The sequence below is a fragment of the Mesorhizobium sp. M4A.F.Ca.ET.050.02.1.1 genome, assembly GCF_003997725.1.
Taxonomy (GTDB): domain Bacteria; phylum Pseudomonadota; class Alphaproteobacteria; order Rhizobiales; family Rhizobiaceae; genus Mesorhizobium.
In genome coordinates this window covers 1-18932 of sequence record NZ_RZSG01000043.1, presented here as the reverse complement: position 1 = coordinate 18932, position 18932 = coordinate 1, and the positions used below count along the sequence as shown (strand labels likewise).

Sequence of the window (18932 nt, the reverse complement as noted above, 5' to 3'; positions counted from 1 at the left end):
GCCATAGTCGGTCCCTTCGCAAGCGGTAAGACGACACTTCTCGAAGCAATCCTCGCCCGGACGGGCGCCATTCCCCGCCAGAATCCCGTTTCATCAGGCAGCACAGTTTCCGATCATTCGGCCGAGGCCCGCGCCCACGCCATGAGCGTCGAGGCGACCTTCGCCACCACGGAATTCATGGGCGAGCAGCTCACCTTCGTCGATTGTCCCGGCTCGATCGAGTTCGCCTTCGAGGCCGAACCGGTGCTTGCCGCCTGCGATGCCGCCGTTGTCGTGGCCGAAGCCGACGAGAAGAAGATCCCCGCGCTGCAGCTCATCATGCGCAAGCTCGACGATCTTGGCGTGCCGCGCATCCTGTTCCTGAACAAGGTCGACAAGGCGATCGCCGGAGTGCGCGACACGCTGAAGATGCTGCAGCCGGCAAGTTCGGTGCCGCTGCTGCTGCGCCAGATTCCGCTGCGCAAGGACGGTGTCGTCATCGGTTCGATCGATCTCGCGCTGGAGCGGGCCTACATCTACCGCGAATATGCCGAAAGCCAGGTCGCTGACATCCCAAGCGACGACAAGGCTCGTGAGCTGGAAGCCCGCTTCTCCATGCTGGAGACGCTCGCCGACCATGACGACCAGTTGATGGAGCAGCTGCTCGAGGAGATCGAACCGCCGAAGGATGCCATCTTCGACGATCTCGCCGCCGATCTTCGCGCCGGCGCGGTGACGCCGGTGCTGATTGGCACCGCCGAGAAGGGCAATGGCGTGCTGCGTCTCCTGAAGGCGATCCGCCATGACGCGCCCGACATCGAGGCGACCCGCAAGCGCCTTGGCGCGCCCGACGGCAACCAGACCGTTGTCCAGGTGATGAAGACCATCCACACCGCCCATGGCGGCAAGCTGTCGGTCTCGCGGGTGCTGTCCGGGCAGCTCGCCGACGCGGCCGAGCTTTACCTCTCGAACGGCGAAAGCGCCAAGGTCTCCGGCATCTACAAGATGCTTGGCAAGGATCAGCTGAAGCTCGCCTCCGCCAAGACCGGCGACACCGTCGCGCTGGGCAAGCTCGACAACGTCAAGACCGGCCAGACGCTGAGTTCGGTCAAGGGCGGCAGCAAGCCGCTGGTCACGCTGGAGCCACCGCAGCCGGTGTTCGCCTTCGCGCTGCGGCCGAAGGAGCGCAAGGACGAGGTCAAGATGTCGGCCGCCATCCAGCGCCTGGCCGAGGAGGATCCCTCGCTCAGCCTGCGCCACAACCAGGACTCCGCCGAGACTGTGCTGTCGGGACATGGCGAAATGCACCTGCGGGTCGTGCGCGAGCGGCTCGAGGGCAAGAACCAGATCCCGGTCGAGGGCCACGCTCCGGCCGGGCCCTATCGCGAGACGATCCGCAAACCGGCGCAGCAGCGCGGCCGCCACAAGAAGCAGTCCGGCGGCCACGGCCAGTTCGGCGACGTGGTGATCGAGATCAAGCCTCTGCCGCGCGGCACTGGCTTCCAGTTCACCGACACCATCACCGGCGGCGTGGTGCCGAAGACCTACATTCAGTCGGTGGAGACAGGCATACGCGACTATCTGAAATCGGGACCGCTCGGCTTCCCCGTGGTCGATGTCGCAGTCAATCTCTCGGACGGCTCGTACCATGCCGTCGACTCCTCCGACATGGCCTTCCAGATGGCGGCCAAGCTGGCGATGAAGGAGGGCATGGCTGCCTGCTCGCCGGTGCTGCTCGAGCCGGTGATGAAGGTCGAGATCGTCACACCGTCCGACGCGACATCGAAGATCATCGCGTTGATCCCGCAGCGGCGCGGCCAGATCCTCGGTTATGACGCGCGGCCTGATTGGCCGGGATGGGATGTCGTCGAGGCGACCATGCCGCAGGCCGAGATCGGCGATCTGATCATCGAGTTGCGCTCGGCAACCGCCGGCGTCGCCAGCTATCGGGCAGCCTTTGACCACATGGCCGAGCTTACCGGCCGGCTGGCCGACGAAGCGATGAACGCCAGCGGCAAGGCTGCCTGAACGGGACTTGTTGTGGCAGACACGCAAACGGCGCCCGGACTATCCGGACGCCGTTCTTATTGCGGACCGTCTTCCTGGGAGGCAAACGGCAGGTCCGCCGCAGCGGGAAATGGTTCGGACGCGGTAGCCGCCTGAGCCCGGTCCGTCCGAGTGATGCCCCCATCTCCCGGACCGACCAAACCGCGTCCTATGATCTGCTTATTCGATAGAGTGCGTCTTCGCCATGTTACCAGAGGTTACATGTCACTGTTACGTGGCAGTGCCGATCGATTTTCCGCCGCATCCGTGGACTGCGGGCAACAAAAAAGCCGGATCAATAAAGATCCGGCTGAGTTTGATTGGAAGTGCCTGTTGAGGCTAACCTCCAGAGGGGAACACTCGAGGGCGCTAATGGGAGGAGAACGCGCCCAGGAGATGATCTATATATGTGCTCATCATGCCCAAGAAACAAGCATCTATTTTGCAACACACGCATGCAAAAAGGCGCAGGCTGTGGTCCAACCCACTACCGGGCTCAATAGGACCAGGAAAATCGGTGGAATCGAGCGCGACTCAGAGTCAAAGTCGCTGCCGAAACCTTCATCAGGGTCGTTTCCAATCGGAAAATGCGAACGCCGCCAAATGATGTGGATTCGAGCAGCCCCAGTCCATTTTTGCGGCAAGGGCGCCTGATGCGTACATTTTCAGCAATCGCCGGCAGCGCGCTGTTCCTTGTCGTGGCCCCCGGCGTCGTTGCCGGGCTGGCGCCTTTTCTTTTGACGAACCGCTACCAGCTGCCGCTGTCGACGGTGCCGGCCTTCGTTCCTGTCGGCTGGGTGCTGGTTGTGGGAGCGACAGCCATGCTGCTGCACGCCTTCACCCGCTTCGCGCTCGAGGGCCTTGGCACGCCGGCCCCGGTGGCGCCGACCGAACGGCTGGTTGTCAGCGGCATCTACCGTTACGTGCGCAATCCGATGTACGTCGCCGTGCTGTCGATCATCCTCGGCCAGGCGCTGTTGTTCTCGAGCTGGACGCTCGTCGCCTACGGCGCCGTGGTCGGCGCCGCCATGGTCTCGTTCGTCAGGCTCTACGAAGAGCCGACGCTCGCCCGTCGCTACGGCGCCGAGTACGAGGCCTACCGTCGCGCCGTCCCCGGCTGGCTGCCGCGGCTGACGCCATGGCGCGGGTGATCCGACAAACCGGAGGTTCAGGTCAGGCCGGTCTCGCCTGGATTTCGACGCACCCTAGAAGGACCAGCTGCGCGCCTTGGCGATGATGAAATCGCGAAAGACATGCAGCTTGGCCTGGTTCTTCATCGCGTCCGGATAGGCGAAATAGGTATCGAAGGACGGCACCTCCGTCTCCGGCAGGAGCTGGATCAGGCCCGAATCCTTGTTGATCACGTAGTCGGGCAGCATGGCGATGCCGGCGCCACCCTGCACCGCGCGCTTGATCGACAGGATGTCGTTGATCTGCAGCGTCGGCACTCTTTGCCCATTTTCGAAATCGCCGACCGTCTCCAGCCAGTTTAGCTCCGACAGGTGCGACGGCACCGGCACGCCGAAGGTGACGATGCGATGGTTCCGAAGCTCGGCGATCGAGGCCGGTTTGCCGTATCTGCTGATGTAGGAGGGCGCCGCGTAGAGATGGAAATGCACGGTGAACAGGCGGCGCTGGATGAGATCCGGCTGCTGCGGCTGACGCAGCCGGATGGCGCAGTCGGCCTGGCGCATGGTGAGGTCGAGCTCTTCGTTGGCGAGAATCAGCTGCAGGCTGATCTCGGGATAGAGTTCGATGAATTCCTGCACGCGTTCGGTCAGCCAGCCGGCACCAAGACCGACCGTGGTCGTCACCCTCAGCACGCCGGACGGCCGATCCTTGGCCTCGGTCAGCCGCGATTTGATCGTCTCCAGCTTCATCAGCACGTCGTGCGCCGTGCGGAACAGCATTTCGCCCTGCTCGGTCAGCACCAGGCCGCGCGCGTGGCGGTGGAACAGCGCCACGCCGACATCATGCTCCAGCGCACTGACCTGACGCGAGATCGCCGACTGCGACAGGTGCAACGTCTCGGCGGCATGGGTGAACGACCCAGCCTCCGCCGCAGCGTGAAACACGCGAAGCTTGTCCCAGTCCAGCGCCATGGTTTCCCCTCGTATCGTTTTCTGGCGTCTGAATGAAAAATCAGGCTTTTAAACGGCTTTTCTCAGCCGTTTTGTTATTCCGCCGCCTCGCGGTGCACCTCGATCCCGGCGAGATATTTTTCAGCCTCGAGCGCGGCCATGCAGCCGAGTCCGGCCGCCGTCACCGCCTGCCGGTAGATGTCGTCGGTGACGTCGCCGGCGGCGAACACACCGGGCACGTCGGTGCGGGTCGAGTCCGGCGCTGTCCACAGATAGCCGTTCGGCTTCTGCTTCAGCTTGCCGACGAACAGCTCGACCGCCGGCGCATGGCCGATCGCCACGAACACGCCATCGACCTTGAGCCGCGTCACCTCGCCGGTCACGACATTGCGCAGCGTCAGCCCTTCCACCGAAGGCGGCAGCGGCGCCTTGCCGGGCTGCCCGGTGATTTCGTCGACGACCGTGTCCCAGATGACGCGCACATTCTCCTTCTTGAACAGCCGCTCGCGCAGGATGCGCTCGGCGCGGAAGTCGCCGCGCCGGTGAATGACGGTGACGCTCTTGGCGAGGTTCGAGAGATAGAGCGCCTCCTCCACCGCCGAATTGCCGCCGCCGACCACCGCGACATCCTTGCCGCGATAGAAGAAGCCGTCGCAGGTTGCGCAGGCCGAGACGCCGAAGCCCATGAAGGTCTGCTCGGAGGGAATGCCCAGCCATTTCGCCTGCGCGCCGGTGGCGATGATCAGCGCGTCGGCGGTGTAGGTGGTGCCGGAATCGCCCTTGGCCCGGAACGGCCGCACGTTGAGGTCGACCTCGGTGATGATGTCGTTGACGATGTCGGTGCCGACATGCTCGGCCTGCTTCAGCATCTGCTCCATCAGCCATGGACCCTGGATAGGATCGGCAAAGCCCGGATAGTTTTCGACGTCGGTGGTGATCATCAACTGGCCGCCCTGCTGCAGGCCGGCGACCAGCATGGGTTTCAGCATGGCGCGGGCGGCATAGATCGCCGCCGTATAGCCGGCTGGGCCGGAGCCGATGATGAGGACTGGCGCGTGCTTGGTGGTCATGAAAGCTCTCTGCTGAGGGCAGCCAAGGATTTTGATTAAAGGAAATCCCGCCCGATTGTCGCGCGTAATGTAAGTGCTGCCCGCGGCGCCAGCAAGGCGGGTTGGGATTCGTCCCCGGAAAGCTGCGCCGGCATAGCCGGCAATATCTCTCACCCTCCGGTCAAAAATCGTCGGACGGAGGGATGGCATGCATCGGAAAGTCTAATTACAAAATCACGAAAGATTCTTGCGCGCACGAAAGCCGACCATGCCGCTCAAAGCTGATCTCGACGCCATCGACTGGAAGATCCTGCGCGAGCTGCAGGATGACGGGCGCATGACCAATGTCGAGTTGTCCAACCGCGTCGGCATTTCGGCGCCGCCTTGCCTGCGCCGCGTCCGGCGGCTGGAGGAGGCCGGCATCATCCGCGGCTACCGCGCCCTGCTCAACGCGCCGGCGCTCGGCATGGATGTCGTCGCCTTCTGCCTCATCGGCCTGCATCATCAGGCCGACGCCGAGCTGAAGACCTTCGCCGAGCGCACGCGCGGCTGGCCGATCGTGCGCGACGCCTGGATGGTATCCGGTGAATCCGACTTCCTGCTGCACTGCGTGGCGAGCGACCTCGGCACCTTCCAGACCTTCGTCATCGAGGAACTGGCCTCGGCGCCGAATGTCGATACCGTGCGCACCGCGCTCACCATCCGTCGCGTCAAGGATGAGGGCCTGGTGGCGTTCTAAACCGCGCCCACCCGGCAATTAGGTCGCACAATCTGCGATAATCATTGCCCGTCATTAGCTTGCGTATCGCAAAACTGCCGTCCGCGGCCTTTTTGTTGAACCTGCCGCCGACCAGCCAGCCTTCCGCCAGCCCGGCCCTTCGACCGGCTTCCATGTCGTCGGCCTTGTCGCCAACGATGATCGATCGACCAATGTCCACACCCAACAAATCACGAGCACGCAAAAGCATGCCGGGATTGGGCTTGCGCATCGGATGATCGCCCATCGCCAGCTCACCCGTGCCACTCGAATGGTACGCACAGGCGAACACCATATCGATCCGGCATTGCTCGACTTCGAGAAGTGCCAGCAGCTTGGCATTCACGGCGGCGAATTCAGCCCAGCCGAAATAACCGCGCGCAATACCTGATTGGTTCGAGATGATAATTGCGGGAAGACCGACAAGATTGGCCGTTCGGATAACCGGTAGCATTTCCGGCCGCAGCACGATATCAGCGGGATCGCTCGGATAGCCGGTGTCGACATTGATGGTACCGTCGCGGTCGAGAAAGATCGCTGGCAGGCCAGTCGCAAAGGTCCTGTCGCGAGTCCGCTCAACCCAAAGACCGGGCTCATCGAGCGGATACGGCGGCTTGCTATCAGCCATTGCTGAGACGCGCTTCGACCGCCTCGCACAGATAATGGTAGAGGCACAGATGCCCCTGCTGGATGATCGGCGTCGAGATCGACGGCACGTTGAGCAGGATGTCGGTCAGCGGCTTGAGCTTGCCGCCGGTGTCGCCGGTCAGGCTGATCACCGTCATGCTCATCATGCGAGCCTGTTCGGCGGCAGCCAGGATGCTCGGCGAATTGCCGCTGGTCGAGATGGCGAGCAGCACGGCGCCTTGCGAGCCATGGGCCTCGACCTGGCGCGAGAAAACCGTGTCGAAACCGTAGTCGTTACCCCAGGCGGTCAGCACCGCCGCATTGGCCGGCAGCGCGATGACATTGTAGGCCTTGCGCTCCTTGAGGAAGCGGCCGACCAGCTCGCCGGCGATATGGATGGCATCGCTAGCCGAGCCGCCATTGCCGCAGATCAGCAGCGCCTTGCCTTGCGACAGCGCGGTGACGACCGTGCTCACGGCGCGTTCCATCTCGGCGGTAAGGTCGCGTTCGACCGTCGCCGTAAGCGCGGCCGCCGAGCGAACCAGATAGTCGTTCAGTGCGGACATGAAACCCTCAATTGGTAGCGCGCATCCTGCCGATGGTGCCGGTCGTGCTCTTGCCGGCGACGAGGTCGACCAGCACCACGCGCCCGCCGGCCTTCTGCACCACGTCGGCGCCGACCACCTTGTCGATCGTATAGTCGGCGCCCTTGACCAGAATGTCGGGCAACAAGGCTTCGATCAGCGCCAGCGGCGTGTCTTCCTCGAAGACGACGACGGCGTCGACCGAGGCTAGGGCCGCCAGCACGCAGGCGCGGTCGTGCTGGTCGTTGACCGGACGTCCCGGGCCCTTCAGCCGGCGCACCGAAGCATCGCTGTTGAGGCCGAGCACCAGCCGGTCGCACTGGCTGCGCGCCGCGTGCAGCAGGCTGACATGGCCGGCATGCAGGATGTCGAAGCAGCCATTGGTGAAGCCGACTGTCAGCCCTTCCTCTTTCCACGCGGCCACCATCCTGGCTGCCGCGGCGGCGTCGAGGATGGCATCCTTGTGCGCGACCGGCCCATGCGAGCGGAACAGCGCCCCCGTCAGTTCCTCGACCGTCAGCCGCGCCGTGCCGCGCTTGCCCACCACGACGCCGCCGGCGGCATTGGCGATTGTAGCGGCCTGCACACGGTCGGCGCCCGCCGCGAGTGCGAGCGCGAAGGTGGCGATGACAGTATCGCCGGCGCCGGAGACGTCGAACACCTCCCGCGCCTGCGTGGCGATGTGGCGCGCATCGTCGGGCTCGACGACGCTCATGCCCTTTTCGCTGCGCGTCGCGACGACGAAGTCGAAGCCATGCGCCGAGATCAGTTCCCGCGTCGCCGCCACGATCTCGTCATCGGCAAACACCGCGCGCCCCACGGCCTCGCCGAGTTCCTTGCGGTTGGGCGTGACCGCCGTCGCGCCTGCATAGCGGGCATAGTCGCGGCCCTTGGGATCGACCAGCACCGGCTTTCCCGCCTCGCGGCAGATCGAGATCAGCTCGCCGGCGACGCCGTCGAGCAGCATGCCCTTGCCGTAATCGGACAGGATGACGATGTCGGCGCGCGCAAGGGCCGTGCGGAAATGCTCGACCAGCGTCGATCGCTCGGCGGCGTTGAGCGACTTCACCTCCTCCTCGTCGAAACGCAACACCTGCTGATTGAGCGCGCTGAAGCGGCTCTTCGACGAGGTCATGCGGTCGCGCTGCTGCGACAGGCCGAATGTCTCGGCGCCAAGCTCGCCAAGCATCCGCATCAGATCGTCGCCCGCCTTGTCGGCGCCGATCACCGAAACAGGAATTGCGGCGGCGCCCAGCGAGACGATGTTGGAGACGACGTTGCCGGCACCGCCCATCGCCAGCATCTCGCCACGTCCGTGCAGCACCGGAATGGGCGCCTCCGGCGAGATCCGCTCGATCACGCCGCTGACGAAACGGTCGAGGATGAAGTCGCCGACCACCAGCACGGTGACGCCGCCAAAGCGCGCGATGGCGCGGTGCAAAGGTTCCGGGGAAGGCAGATGATGATTGATCATGTCACTGGCAACGCGCGGAAAAAGCCGTTTCTGAGGATGGTTCGGGGTTCAAATGGCTGGACGGTCGTTCATGGCGAAGCCGATATACCGCAATTCGAGCCAGCGCAACGGCGGCCGGGGGACGGGTCGCCGCAGAACCCCGGCCGGCCGTTCAGCTCTTCTGCAGGGCGACATGGACGCCGAGACCAACCAGCACCGCGCCGCCCGCGCGCTGCATCAGCCGCTGCGCGCGGCTCGAACGCCGCAGCCCGGCGATCATCGCCCCGGCCAGGAAGACGCACGCTATGTCGGCGGAGGAGAACATCAGGTTGACGAGGGTGCCAAGGATGACGAACTGCAGCCAGACCGGAAATGCCGCCGAGGCATCGATGAATTGCGGCAGGAACGCCATGAAGAAGATCGCCGTCTTGGGATTGAGCACTTCGACGGTGATGCTCTCGAAAAAGGCGCGGCGGGCCGATTTCCGCTCGATGGCGGGCAGCGCCGAGTCGCCGCCTTGCGTCCTGGCGCGGAAAAGCGAGACGCCGAGCCAAATCAGATAGAGCGCGCCGATGAGCTTGACCGCCATGTAGAGCGGCGGAACGGCATGGAACAGCACCGAAAGACCCGCTGCCGCCGCAAGGACATGCACATAGCCGCCGAGATGGATGCCGAGCGCCGCCGTCAAACCTGACCAGCGCCCGCGCGCCATCGTCTGCGCCGCCGCGTAGAGCATGGCAGGACCGGGAATGTAGGCGAAGATCGCCGTGGTGGCGAAAAACGCGATGAGCAGTTCGCTCGACGGCATTGCCTTGCTCCTGTGAATGATGATGTTCAAACTTCTGAGAAACCGAACGCTGCCACCAGCCGCTCGAAAGTCGGGGTGTCCTGCTTTTCACCGAAAGGCCGGACAAGTTGCCAGATGTCTTCGCTATAGAGCAGCAGCATTTCCTCTGTAGCCGCGACGAGCTCTATGTCCGTCGGAGCTGCGTAAAACGAGATTCCTTGGATACCATCGAGAGAAAGGGGAGCGTAGTGGAGCCGAAATTCGCCACTGCTGATTTGGATGCCATTCGTCGATGTCCCTTCGTACGGCTCAACAATTCGGCAAATGCGTCCGATCGATGACCTGCGCACCTTTTCGATCGGTTTTCCACGATTCTCGTCCGGCAGGGACACCATCCGAACGTAGGAACCGACAAACACCGCCACGCCATGTCTATCGGTTGGCATAGCTGAAGGATCTCCTGCCATTCACCAGTCCTGCTGCGATTAGACCAACCGCTGCCGGCTTTATCGACAGCCCATACTGCCTCCCTTATAAGGACCGGAATCGGAAGCAACCAGAGGCCTTCATGATCATCGTCACGGGCGGCGCCGGTATGATCGGCTCCAACATCGTCGCCGCGCTCAACGCCGAGGGGCACAGCGACAACCTCGTCGTCGACGACCTCACCGACGGCCACAAGATCGCCAATCTCGCCGACCTCCAAATCGCCGACTATCTCGACAAGGACGATTTCCTCGCACGCCTGGAGAATGGCGGGCTCGGCCGCGTCGAGGCCGTCTTCCACCCGGGCGCCTGCTCGACCACCACCGAGTGGAACGGCAAGTACATGATGGACGTCAACTACGCCTATTCGAAGCGGCTGCTGCATGCCTGCCTGGCCTTGCGCGTGCCCTTCCTCTACGCCTCCTCGGCATCGGTCTATGGCGGCGGCAGCGAGTTCCGCGAGGAACAGCAGTTCGAGCGGCCGCTCAACGTCTATGCCTATTCCAAGAAACTGTTCGACGACTATGTCCGCCGCACCGTCTTCGACACCGATCATTCGCAGGTGGCCGGGCTTCGCTATTTCAACGTCTACGGACCGCGCGAGGCGCACAAGGGCGCCATGGCCTCGGTCGCCTTCCATCTGTTCAACCAGGTCGAGCGCGGCGAAAACCCGAAGCTGTTCGGCGCCTATGACGGGTTCGGACCCGGCGAGCAAAGCCGCGACTTCATTCATGTCGGCGACGTCGCCGACGTCAATCTCTGGCTGTGGAAGCGCGGCTCGAGCGGCATCTTCAACTGCGGCACCGGCCGCGCCCAGCCATTCCGCGCCGTCGCCGAGACCGTCATCGATACGCTCGGCAGGGGCAGGCTCGAATTCATCGACTTCCCCGACCACCTCAAGGGCAGCTACCAGAGTTTTACCCAAGCTGATATGTCCCGCTTGCGCGCGGCCGGTTACAATGGCCAATTCCGGACTGTCGAAACCGGTGTCAGAGACTATGTCGAATGGCTGAAAGCCCAGCGATCCTCGTGATCGGCCCACGTTGGGTGGGCGACATGGTCATGGCGCAGTGCCTGTTCTCGGCGCTGAAGGAGCAGTATCCGAACGCCGCGATCGACGTGCTGGCGCCGGCCTGGGCGGCACCGCTCGTCAAGCGCATGCCGGAGATACGCCAGCAGATCGATTTCCCGATGAAGCCCGGCGCGCTCGAATTCCGCATCCGCAGGCGGTTCGGCCGCCTGCTGCGCGGCCGTTACGACATGGCCTATATTCTGCCGGGAAGCTGGAAGTCGGCGCTGATCCCGTTCTTTGCCCGCATTCCGCGCCGCGTCGGCAACCTCAGGGAAATGCGCTACGGCCTGCTCACCGACATCGTGCCGCTGCCCGACGCGGTGAAGCGGCGCACGGCGCGCGCCTATTTCGGCCTTGCCCGCGGCGGCACCTTCCAGGCCCCGAAGCTCACCATCGATGCCGTCAGCCAGGCTGCCCTGCTCGACCGCTCGGGCCTAAGCGCGAAGAACTTTGTGGCGCTGATGCCCGGCGCCGAATTCGGCCCAGCGAAACGCTGGCCGAGCGAAAGCTACGCCGACCTGGCGCGCGCGATGATGGCAAGAGGCCTCAAGGTCGCGCTGCTCGGATCCAGGAACGACGCCGAGGTGACGGCCGAGATCGCCGCGCTCGCGCCAGGCGCCGTCGACCTAGCCGGCAAGACGCGGCTGGAGGACGCCATCGACCTCATCGCCGCGGCACGGCTGGCGGTGTCGAACGACAGCGGGCTGATGCATGTCGCCGCCGCCGTCCGCACGCCGATCGTCGCCGTCTACGGCTCGACCTCCCCTGAGAACACGCCGCCGCTCTCCGAGCACGCCGAGCTGGTGTGGCTCGGCCTGTCCTGCTCGCCCTGCCACCAGAAGACCTGTCCGCTCGGCCATCTCAACTGCCTGAAGACGCTCGACGTCGCGCGGGTCGCGGCGGCAGTGGACCGGCTGCTGGCAATGCCGGCCGCCGCATGAAGGTCCTGATCGTCAAGACATCCTCGATGGGTGATGTCATCCATACCTTCCCGGCTGTCGAGGATGCGCGCCGCCACCGCCCGGACGTCTCCTTCGACTGGTGCGTGGAGGAAGCCTTTGCCGGCATCGTCGCCCTGCACCCGGCGATCGGCATCATCCACACGGTGGCAATCCGGCGCTGGCGCAAGCGGCTTTTCAACAGCGACACTTGGCATGAGGCGGCAAAACTGCGCTGTGCCCTGCGCGCCGCGAGCTACGACCTCGTCATCGATGCGCAAGGGCTGCTGAAGTCCGCTGTGGTGGCGAAGCAGGCGGCAGCGCCGGTCGCCGGCTTCGACCGGGCAAGCGCGCGCGAACCGTCGGCGACGCTGTTCTACGACCACCGCTACGCAGTGCCGCGCGACCTGCACGCCATCGAGCGGACGCGGCGGCTGTTCGGTCTGGCGCTCGGCTACCAGCCGGATCTCTCCGGGCTCCAGTCCGGCATCGTGCCGCCGGCGGATGGTCTGGCCGGCACCAGCGGCAAGACCGCTTTCCTGCTGCACGGCACCAGCCGCGAGGACAAGAAATGGCCGGTCAAGGACTGGATCGAGATCGCCGGGTTATTGCTTGAGAAGGGAATGACGCCTGTCGTCACCTGGTCGAACGGGCCTGAAAAGGCCGTGGCCGAGGCGATCACCAAGGCAGTGCCGCAGGCGGCGCTGGTGCCCAAATCGCCGCTGGCGGTAATCGCCGCGGCCATCGGCCGTTCGGCGCTGGTCGTCGGCGCCGACACCGGCCTCACCCATCTCGCCAGCGCCTTCGGCCTGCCGACAGTCGCCGTCTTCCTGGCCACCGAACCCGGCCTCACCGGCCCGCGCGGGCCGTTTTCATCGACCTTGCTGGCGAAACCCGGAAACCCGATAAGTCCGGCCGAGGTGATCGGGGAAGCCGAGCGGTTGCTTAGGCTCAGATCAGAGGCGGTTTAGGGCTTTTCAGAATTCGCTCTGGTGAGTCGAATAGCGTGGTTTTCGAGAACCGGCGCGGAGCGTACTTAAAGTACGTGGGCACCGGAAGCACAGAAAACCGCGCTAGTCGGCCACCAGAGTGGAATTATCAAAAGCCCCTCAGATGAATTGCACCTGGACGATCTCATACCCCCGCGCGCCGCCGGGCGCGTTGACCTCGATGGCGTCGCCGACTTCCTTGCCGATGAGGGCGCGCGCGATCGGCGAGGAGATCGAGATGCGGCCTGACTTCACGTCCGCTTCCTGGTCGCCGACGATCTGGTAGGTCTTCTTCTCCTCGGTGTCCTCGTCGACCAGCACCACGGTGGCGCCGAACTTGACCTTGTCGCCGCTGAGCTTGGTGACGTCGATCACCTCGGCCCGCGCGATCAGGTCCTCGAGCTCGTTGACGCGGCCTTCATTGTGGCTCTGCGCCTCTTTGGCCGCGTGGTATTCGGCGTTTTCGGAAAGGTCGCCATGCGAACGCGCCTCGGAGATCGCCTCGATGATGCGCGGCCGCTCTTCCTGCTGGCGCCAGCGCAGTTCTTCCTTCAATGACGCGAACCCCTCGCCTGTCATCGGGACCTTGTTCATATGCCTGACCTTTCCTGCCGCCACCCCCGCTTTTCGGGGATGGCCCTTGTCGATGGGTACAAAAAGAAAACGGTCCGGCAGCCTTGGGCTAACGGAACCGTTTCACCGCAATTTGCCTGAATATAGCAATGTTTGCGCGTTTTTCACGCCAAAAAATCCGGTCTTGAAAAATCATCCGCTGCTTTCGCAAGGGCGATCGCCGCGAAAGCAATCATTTGCCGGCGCGGCAACAAAAGGCCGGCCGTGATCGCTCGCGGCCGGCCGGAAAGGTGTCGAGGTCGAATCAGCTTCTCAGGAAATGGTCGATCTGCTCGGCCAGCATGCCGTATTCGCGCGAGCCCTTGCCGGTGCGCTTCTCGATTTCGCTGAGCTGTTCGCGGGCGCCGGCAAGGTCGCCGATCTGGAGATGCGCTTCGCCGAGATATTCGCGTACCAGCGTATAGTCTGGATTGATGCGCAAGGCTTCCTCGTAATAACCGAGGCCGACGGTGATGCGGCCGGAATGGCGATGCGAATAGCCGAGATAGTTGAGGATGCGCGGATCCTGCTTGTTGGCCGCAAGGCTGAGCACGGCGATCGCCTCGTCATAGCGTCCGGCCATCGCCAGGTCGTGGCCCGCTTCGTAGATATTGTCGTCGTCCAGCATGCCGTACTTAGGCGTCACGCATTTCTGCTTCTTCTTGTCCCAGACCTCGCCCTTCTTGCACTTCGGAGTCTGGTCGCCGCCACCACCGCCTTCGCCGGCCGTGAAGGCAGGCGCTACAAAGAGCGGCAGAGCCGCGATGGCCATGACTTGAATCAGCAAACGTCTGCGCATGGAAGCCTCCTGGAGCGTGACAATGCGATACTAACGCCGACCGTCAGCGGTTTCATCCCGGAAAAACGAGGGGCGTTGAAAACCTGCGCCTCAGCCCCGACCTCCAGCATTTTGCCCGGAAACGACCGAACCCCACGTGACGCGCGCTACAAATCGGCTATCATCCTGGCAAACGGCCAACGGAGGATGCGGAGAAGGCCAGTGCAGCAGCGCCTCGAACGGGAATGGGAGCTTTCGATCGGTCCCGACACCGTGCGCCTGTTCATTCTCAAGGCGAAGGCGCTGAGCGCGGCCGTCAATGAGGATTATGCCGACGGCGCCGAGCACGAGATCGAGTTCGACGGCGACACGCATGACAGCCACCATCATGACGGTCTCGTCGAGGAAAGCTCGGAAAACCTCACCGAGGAAGAACTGCGCGAACTGATCGACGACCTCAATGTCGACGAGGCGGCCGAACTCATCGCGCTGGCCTGGGTCGGCCGCGGCGACTACGACGCCTCGGAGTGGGCGGACGCGCTGGCCGCCGCGCGCGAGCGCGCCAACAAGCGCACGGCCAAATACCTGCTCGGCATGCCGCTGCTCGCCGACTGGCTGGAGGAAGGGCTGGAAGCGATCGGCGCGTAACGCGTTGGTAACCGATTGTGATCGCGACGCCGCCCCTCCAGGGCAACTTTGCCGTGCCGGCGCCGTTTCCGGCCGATGGCAACGCTGAGCTTTTCCGGATTTTGCAGACTGACGCTGCCCTTGCTGGCGGCAACCTTGCTAGCGACGCCGGCCGACGCCAGGCATCGTCACAGGCAGCCGCTGACACCGCGTATGGAGCAGCCGTTGACGCAGCGGGCCGATCAGCCACTACGGCCGAGGGCCAAGCACCGCCAGAGATCGCGGGGCAAGCGGCATATCGCACCAAAGCAGACGCAATGGCAAAGGCAGGACCAGCCGACCTCGCCCGCCGATGTTCCGGTGCCAGAGCCGCGTCCAGCGGAAGCGCCAAAGGCCGACGCGACAACGACGGAAGAGCAGAAGGCTGCAGGTCCAAAGCCCGCTGGCGCAGCCGACCGGCTCAATCAAGAAAAGTCTCGTCAGGGAAAGCAGGCACGTCCCGAGCCTTCGGGGCCGGAGCCGTCACCCGATATCGAAAGCGAGCCTGAGCCGCCGACCGTGGTGCCGATTCCGACACAAAGACCCGACACCGCGGAGCCGGTGGCCGAACCGCCCGCTGTCGCACCGAAGCCACCTGAAAAACCGGCTGATGCCGACAACAACAAAATGCTGCCCGATCCGCGATCGGCCGATCGTCCTGCCGACAAGATGCCTCAGGACGAAGTGGCCTGCCGCGAGCGGCTGAAGGCGCTCGGCGTCGAATTCGAGGAGCATAAGGCGGAAAGCAATCCGGAAATCGGTTGTTCGATCCCCTACCCTATCATTTTGAAAACGCTCGGCAAATCTGTCGGCATCGGCTCCGGCACCGAACTCAATTGCCAGATGGCCGAGGCTGCCGCCCGCTTCACCGTCGATGTGATCCAGCCGGCGGCGAAAGCCGAATTCGGCGTAGATCTCAAATCGATTACCCAGGCCTCGGCGTTTGTCTGCCGCCCGCGTAACGGAACGAGAAAGCTGTCGGAGCATGCCTTCGGCAATGCGCTCGACATCGCCTCCTTCACGCTGTCCGACGGACGAAAGGTCGAGATCGGCCCAGTGCCGCCCGAAAAGGATGCAAAATTCCTGAACAGTGTGCGCAAGGCCGCCTGCGGGCCGTTCAAGACCGTGCTCGGTCCCGGCGCCGATGCCGACCATGCACTGCATTTCCACTTCGACCTCGAGCAGCGCCGCCATGGCGGAACGTTCTGCCAGTGAGTGGATGCGAAGAACAGGCGCCGCAATTCGGCCCCAGGCGTGAATGCGGGCGCTGATCTTTCCTTTACTCTTGCCGACTAGACTTGTGCCATCCGGGGACAGGATACCTTTCGATGGCCGGAAGACTTGGCGCCATGCCTGCCATGGCGCGACAGAACAATCGTGCGCGCTCCGTTGCCGCCAGGCAGGTGATGCTGCTTGCCATCGCGGCCGTATCGGCCTGCAACACCGGCGATGTGTTTGCGCTGCAGCCGGCCGTCGACGTCGGCAGCCAGACCGCCGCCATGCCCGAGACGCCCCAATATTCCGCGCCCCAATATTCCGCGCCCCAGTATTCCGCGCCCCAATATACCGGCATGCAGCGCCTCGTCCCCTCCAACCCCTATATGACCGCCGCCTATCCGCGCATGGACGAGCCGATGTCGCCGGCCGAGCAGATGCCGCAGAGCGAAGTCGATTGCCGCAACGAATTGCGGCGCCTCGGCGTCGTATACACCGACGTGCAGCCGATCCATGAGGGCCAGTGCGGCATCGACTATCCGGTCAGGGTCTCGGCCATCGGCAGCGTCGGGATGAAGCCCTCCGCCACGCTGACCTGCAACATGGCCGCCACCTTCGCCACCTGGACCAGGAACGAGCTCGTGCCGGCCGCCCGCTGGCGGTATTTTTCGGGCGTGAAGACCATCCACCAGGGATCCAGCTATTCCTGCCGCAACATCGCGGGCGAAGGTGTCTTGTCGGAACATGGCAAGGGCAACGCGCTCGACGTGATGAGCATTGAGCTCAACAACGGCGATGACATCGACGTGCGCAAGCCCGGCCTGTTCGCCTTCCGCACCCGCGGCTTCCTCAACAATGTCCGCGCCGACGGCTGCCAGTATTTCACCACGGTGCTCGGCCCTGGCTATAATTACGACCACCGCAACCATTTCCATTTCGACATAAAGAACCGCAGGAGCGGCTATCGCGCCTGCCGCTGACCACCTGCGGTTCCCTTTGCCCAACCGATGCAACGGCGCATAAAATGATGCATGCGTTTGGGAGTGGCCTCTCGTGAGTAAGCGAAGCCTTCGGCGGCGCGCGGCGATCTGGCTGGCGGCACTTTGCGCCGGATATCTCGGGTTGGCCTACGTCGCCGCGCCGGAATTCTGGACCTGGCGCGAGCGCGGCTACCGCACGCAGCATTTCGAGATGGTGACGCATACGCCGCAAGGCATTCCGGGCGACCCGATCAATGTCGGCCTTGTCGGCACCGAAAAGGAGGTCGTCCACGCCTTTGCGGTCGCCGGCTGGGACACGGCCGACGCCATCACGCTGAGAACCGCCATCGACATCGGCGAAAGCGTGCTGTTTTCCCGGCCCTATCCCGATGCGCCGATGAGCAGGCTGCTGTTCGAAGGCCGCGCCCAGGATCTCGCCTTCGAAAGGCCGGTCGGCGACAGTGCCGACCAGCGCCACCATGTCCGCTTCTGGCAGACCAACACGGTTGGCGATGACGGACGCCCGCTCTGGCTGGGTGCGGCGAGCTTCGACCGCGGCGTCGGCCTCAGCCACGACACCGGGGCGATAACCCATCACATCGGCCCCGACATCGATGCCGAGCGCGACTTCCTGATCGGCGATCTCACCAATGCCGGCATGCTGGCCTCGACCAGCGAAATCGCCGGAATCGGTGCGACGAAAACGGGCCGCAACGGCGGCGGCGATCCGTATTTCACCGACGGCAAGGCAGTGATCGGGGTATTGAAACCGCTGCCGTGACGGAACCGGTGGAGGTCAGGTCGTGGTGATGACGACCTTGCCGAACGGGCCTTTTTCCAGACAATCGAAGGCCTGCGGCACCTCGTTGAAGCCGAAGACTTTGTCGATGACGGGCTTGATGCCGAGCGCCTCGACCGCCTGGTTCATGCGCTCGAAGCTGCGGCGATGGCCGATAGAAATGCCTTGCACGGTGAGGCGATTGCGCAAGAAGGGCAGGATTGGAAAGTTCAGCTCCATGCTGCCGATCATTTCCAGCACGTGCTTGACACCGGCGCCATTGGTCTGCTCGCGCGCAACCTCGTCCCATGCCGGCTGGCTGCGATGGTTGATCACCTGCCAGGCTCCGAGTTTGCTCGCCCTGGCGAGCTTGTCGTCGCTGCTTGACGTAACGATGGCGCGCAGGCCGAAGGCAGCGGCGAACTGCAGTGCAAACAGCGACACCCCGCCAGTGCCCTGGATGAGCACGGTTTCGCCCGCCACCGGCTTTGTCGCCTCGGCCAGCGCGAACCATGCCGTCAGCGCCGCGATCGGCAGCGTCGCAGCCTCGGCGTCGCTCAGCGACGGCGGCGCCAGCACCGCGGCATCCTCGCCGAGGATCACGTATTCGGACAGCGTGCCCGGCAGCGAGGAACCCAGCGTGTGCTTGTGCAGCACCGGCGGCGCATCGCCATCCGGCCAGTCGGCGAGCACCTGGCCGAGCACGCGCTGTCCGACCTGAAAGCGGAGGACATCGCTGCCCACGGCCACCACTTCGCCAACGGCGTCGGACGTCGGCACGAAGGGAAAGCCCAGGTCGGGGATCAGCACGCCGTCCACGATCATCCGGTCCTTGTAGTTCAGCGACACCGCCTTGGTGCGCACCAAAAGATCGCGCGGGCCGGGTTCGGGTATCCTGCCGTCCACCAGTTGCAGCTTTGACAGGCCGAACCCGCTCATCTGCCAGGATCTGTTGATGTTGATGCTCATCTCGGTCCGCCTCCGCGTTTTGATCGGGATGCGGAATAATTAAGCGATCAAACTATGGAAAATAGTGCCTCTATGCGGTATATTTG

The 18932-nt window shown here is 64.0% G+C and carries 20 protein-coding genes; 10 read left to right on the top strand and 10 right to left on the bottom strand.

Annotation, left to right across the window (positions count from 1 at the left end; translation table 11 throughout):
• Together EOA33_RS05855 and EOA33_RS05850 are read left to right on the top strand one after the other, a co-directional pair.
• On the top strand, nucleotides 1-2007 hold a 2007-nt coding region (locus tag EOA33_RS05855; RefSeq protein ID WP_127405171.1), incomplete at its 5' end, for an elongation factor G.
• Between the two features lie 671 nt (nucleotides 2008-2678).
• Nucleotides 2679-3176 carry an isoprenylcysteine carboxylmethyltransferase family protein gene (locus EOA33_RS05850; RefSeq protein ID WP_126058746.1) on the top strand — a complete coding sequence of 166 codons (498 nt, stop codon included), beginning with the start codon at nucleotides 2679-2681 and terminating at the stop codon, nucleotides 3174-3176.
• A 54-nt stretch (nucleotides 3177-3230) separates the two neighbouring features.
• Here EOA33_RS05850 and EOA33_RS05845 read toward each other — a convergent pair whose 3' ends face one another.
• Together EOA33_RS05845 and trxB are read right to left on the bottom strand one after the other, a co-directional pair.
• A complete protein-coding gene (locus EOA33_RS05845; protein ID WP_126058745.1) occupies nucleotides 3231-4127 on the bottom strand; it encodes a LysR family transcriptional regulator in 897 nt (298 codons plus the stop codon).
• Nucleotides 4128-4201: 74 nt separating this feature from the next.
• Entirely contained in the window at nucleotides 4202-5176 is a 975-nt protein-coding gene (gene trxB / locus EOA33_RS05840) for a thioredoxin-disulfide reductase (RefSeq protein ID WP_126058744.1), read from the bottom strand.
• Nucleotides 5177-5423: 247 nt separating this feature from the next.
• Between trxB and EOA33_RS05835 the strand changes: the two genes are divergently transcribed.
• The gene (locus EOA33_RS05835) at nucleotides 5424-5894 is read left to right on the top strand and encodes an Lrp/AsnC family transcriptional regulator (RefSeq protein WP_126058743.1); all 471 of its coding nucleotides are present in this window, start codon (nucleotides 5424-5426) and stop codon (nucleotides 5892-5894) included.
• On the opposite strand, the gene EOA33_RS05830 is transcribed toward EOA33_RS05835, so the two are convergent.
• From EOA33_RS05830 to EOA33_RS05810, 5 genes are all read right to left on the bottom strand, one after another.
• Nucleotides 5866-6540, bottom strand: a complete 675-nt coding sequence (locus tag EOA33_RS05830) for an HAD-IIIA family hydrolase (protein ID WP_126058742.1) — start codon at nucleotides 6538-6540, stop codon at nucleotides 5866-5868. The two genes, EOA33_RS05835 and EOA33_RS05830, sit on opposite strands and share 29 nt — an antisense overlap.
• Entirely contained in the window at nucleotides 6533-7105 is a 573-nt protein-coding gene (locus EOA33_RS05825; protein ID WP_126058741.1) for an SIS domain-containing protein, read from the bottom strand. The genes EOA33_RS05830 and EOA33_RS05825 overlap by 8 nt, the downstream gene beginning before the upstream one ends.
• Nucleotides 7106-7112: 7 nt before the next feature.
• Entirely contained in the window at nucleotides 7113-8597 is a 1485-nt protein-coding gene (gene rfaE1 / locus EOA33_RS05820; protein WP_126058740.1) for a D-glycero-beta-D-manno-heptose-7-phosphate kinase, read from the bottom strand.
• Nucleotides 8598-8748: 151 nt separating this feature from the next.
• Nucleotides 8749-9384, bottom strand: a complete 636-nt coding sequence (locus EOA33_RS05815) for a LysE family translocator (protein ID WP_127400074.1) — start codon at nucleotides 9382-9384, stop codon at nucleotides 8749-8751.
• A gap of 26 nt (nucleotides 9385-9410) precedes the next feature.
• Complete coding sequence (locus EOA33_RS05810) at nucleotides 9411-9830, bottom strand: hypothetical protein (RefSeq protein ID WP_126058738.1); 420 nt, start codon at nucleotides 9828-9830, stop codon at nucleotides 9411-9413.
• 101 nt (nucleotides 9831-9931) lie between these two features.
• Here EOA33_RS05810 and rfaD point away from each other — a divergent pair, with 101 nt between their 5' ends.
• Genes rfaD through waaC form a run of 3 tightly spaced genes read left to right on the top strand, consistent with a single transcriptional unit; the run spans nucleotide 9932 to nucleotide 12830 of the window.
• Complete coding sequence (gene rfaD, locus EOA33_RS05805; protein WP_127405170.1) at nucleotides 9932-10882, top strand: ADP-glyceromanno-heptose 6-epimerase; 951 nt, start codon at nucleotides 9932-9934, stop codon at nucleotides 10880-10882.
• Nucleotides 10855-11862: a lipopolysaccharide heptosyltransferase II gene (waaF, locus tag EOA33_RS05800; protein WP_126058737.1), complete on the top strand. Its 1008-nt coding sequence runs from the start codon at nucleotides 10855-10857 to the stop codon at nucleotides 11860-11862. The genes rfaD and waaF overlap by 28 nt, the downstream gene beginning before the upstream one ends.
• Nucleotides 11859-12830 (top strand): lipopolysaccharide heptosyltransferase I, encoded by a 972-nt coding sequence (waaC, locus tag EOA33_RS05795; RefSeq protein ID WP_126058736.1) that lies wholly within the window; start codon nucleotides 11859-11861, stop codon nucleotides 12828-12830. The genes waaF and waaC overlap by 4 nt, the downstream gene beginning before the upstream one ends.
• A gap of 138 nt (nucleotides 12831-12968) precedes the next feature.
• Here the strand turns inward: waaC and greA are convergent, their stop codons facing one another.
• Nucleotides 12969-13442, bottom strand: coding sequence for a transcription elongation factor GreA (greA, locus tag EOA33_RS05790; RefSeq protein ID WP_126058735.1), 474 nt, complete (start codon nucleotides 13440-13442; stop codon nucleotides 12969-12971).
• 283 nt (nucleotides 13443-13725) lie between these two features.
• On the bottom strand, nucleotides 13726-14259 hold the full coding sequence (locus EOA33_RS05785; RefSeq protein ID WP_126058734.1) for a tetratricopeptide repeat protein: 534 nt from the start codon (nucleotides 14257-14259) through the stop codon (nucleotides 13726-13728).
• Between the two features lie 201 nt (nucleotides 14260-14460).
• On the opposite strand from EOA33_RS05785, the gene EOA33_RS05780 reads away from it, so the two are divergent.
• From EOA33_RS05780 to EOA33_RS05765, 4 genes are all read left to right on the top strand, one after another.
• On the top strand, nucleotides 14461-14886 hold the full coding sequence (locus tag EOA33_RS05780; protein ID WP_126058733.1) for a DUF3775 domain-containing protein: 426 nt from the start codon (nucleotides 14461-14463) through the stop codon (nucleotides 14884-14886).
• A gap of 192 nt (nucleotides 14887-15078) precedes the next feature.
• Entirely contained in the window at nucleotides 15079-16119 is a 1041-nt protein-coding gene (locus EOA33_RS05775) for an extensin family protein (RefSeq protein WP_126059387.1), read from the top strand.
• Nucleotides 16120-16232: 113 nt separating this feature from the next.
• Complete coding sequence (locus EOA33_RS05770; protein WP_127405169.1) at nucleotides 16233-17099, top strand: extensin family protein; 867 nt, start codon at nucleotides 16233-16235, stop codon at nucleotides 17097-17099.
• A gap of 73 nt (nucleotides 17100-17172) precedes the next feature.
• Nucleotides 17173-17880: an LssY C-terminal domain-containing protein gene (locus EOA33_RS05765; protein ID WP_126058731.1), complete on the top strand. Its 708-nt coding sequence runs from the start codon at nucleotides 17173-17175 to the stop codon at nucleotides 17878-17880.
• 15 nt (nucleotides 17881-17895) lie between these two features.
• On the opposite strand, the gene EOA33_RS05760 is transcribed toward EOA33_RS05765, so the two are convergent.
• Entirely contained in the window at nucleotides 17896-18846 is a 951-nt protein-coding gene (locus EOA33_RS05760) for an NAD(P)-dependent alcohol dehydrogenase (RefSeq protein WP_127405168.1), read from the bottom strand.
• Nucleotides 18847-18932: the final 86 nt, after the last annotated feature.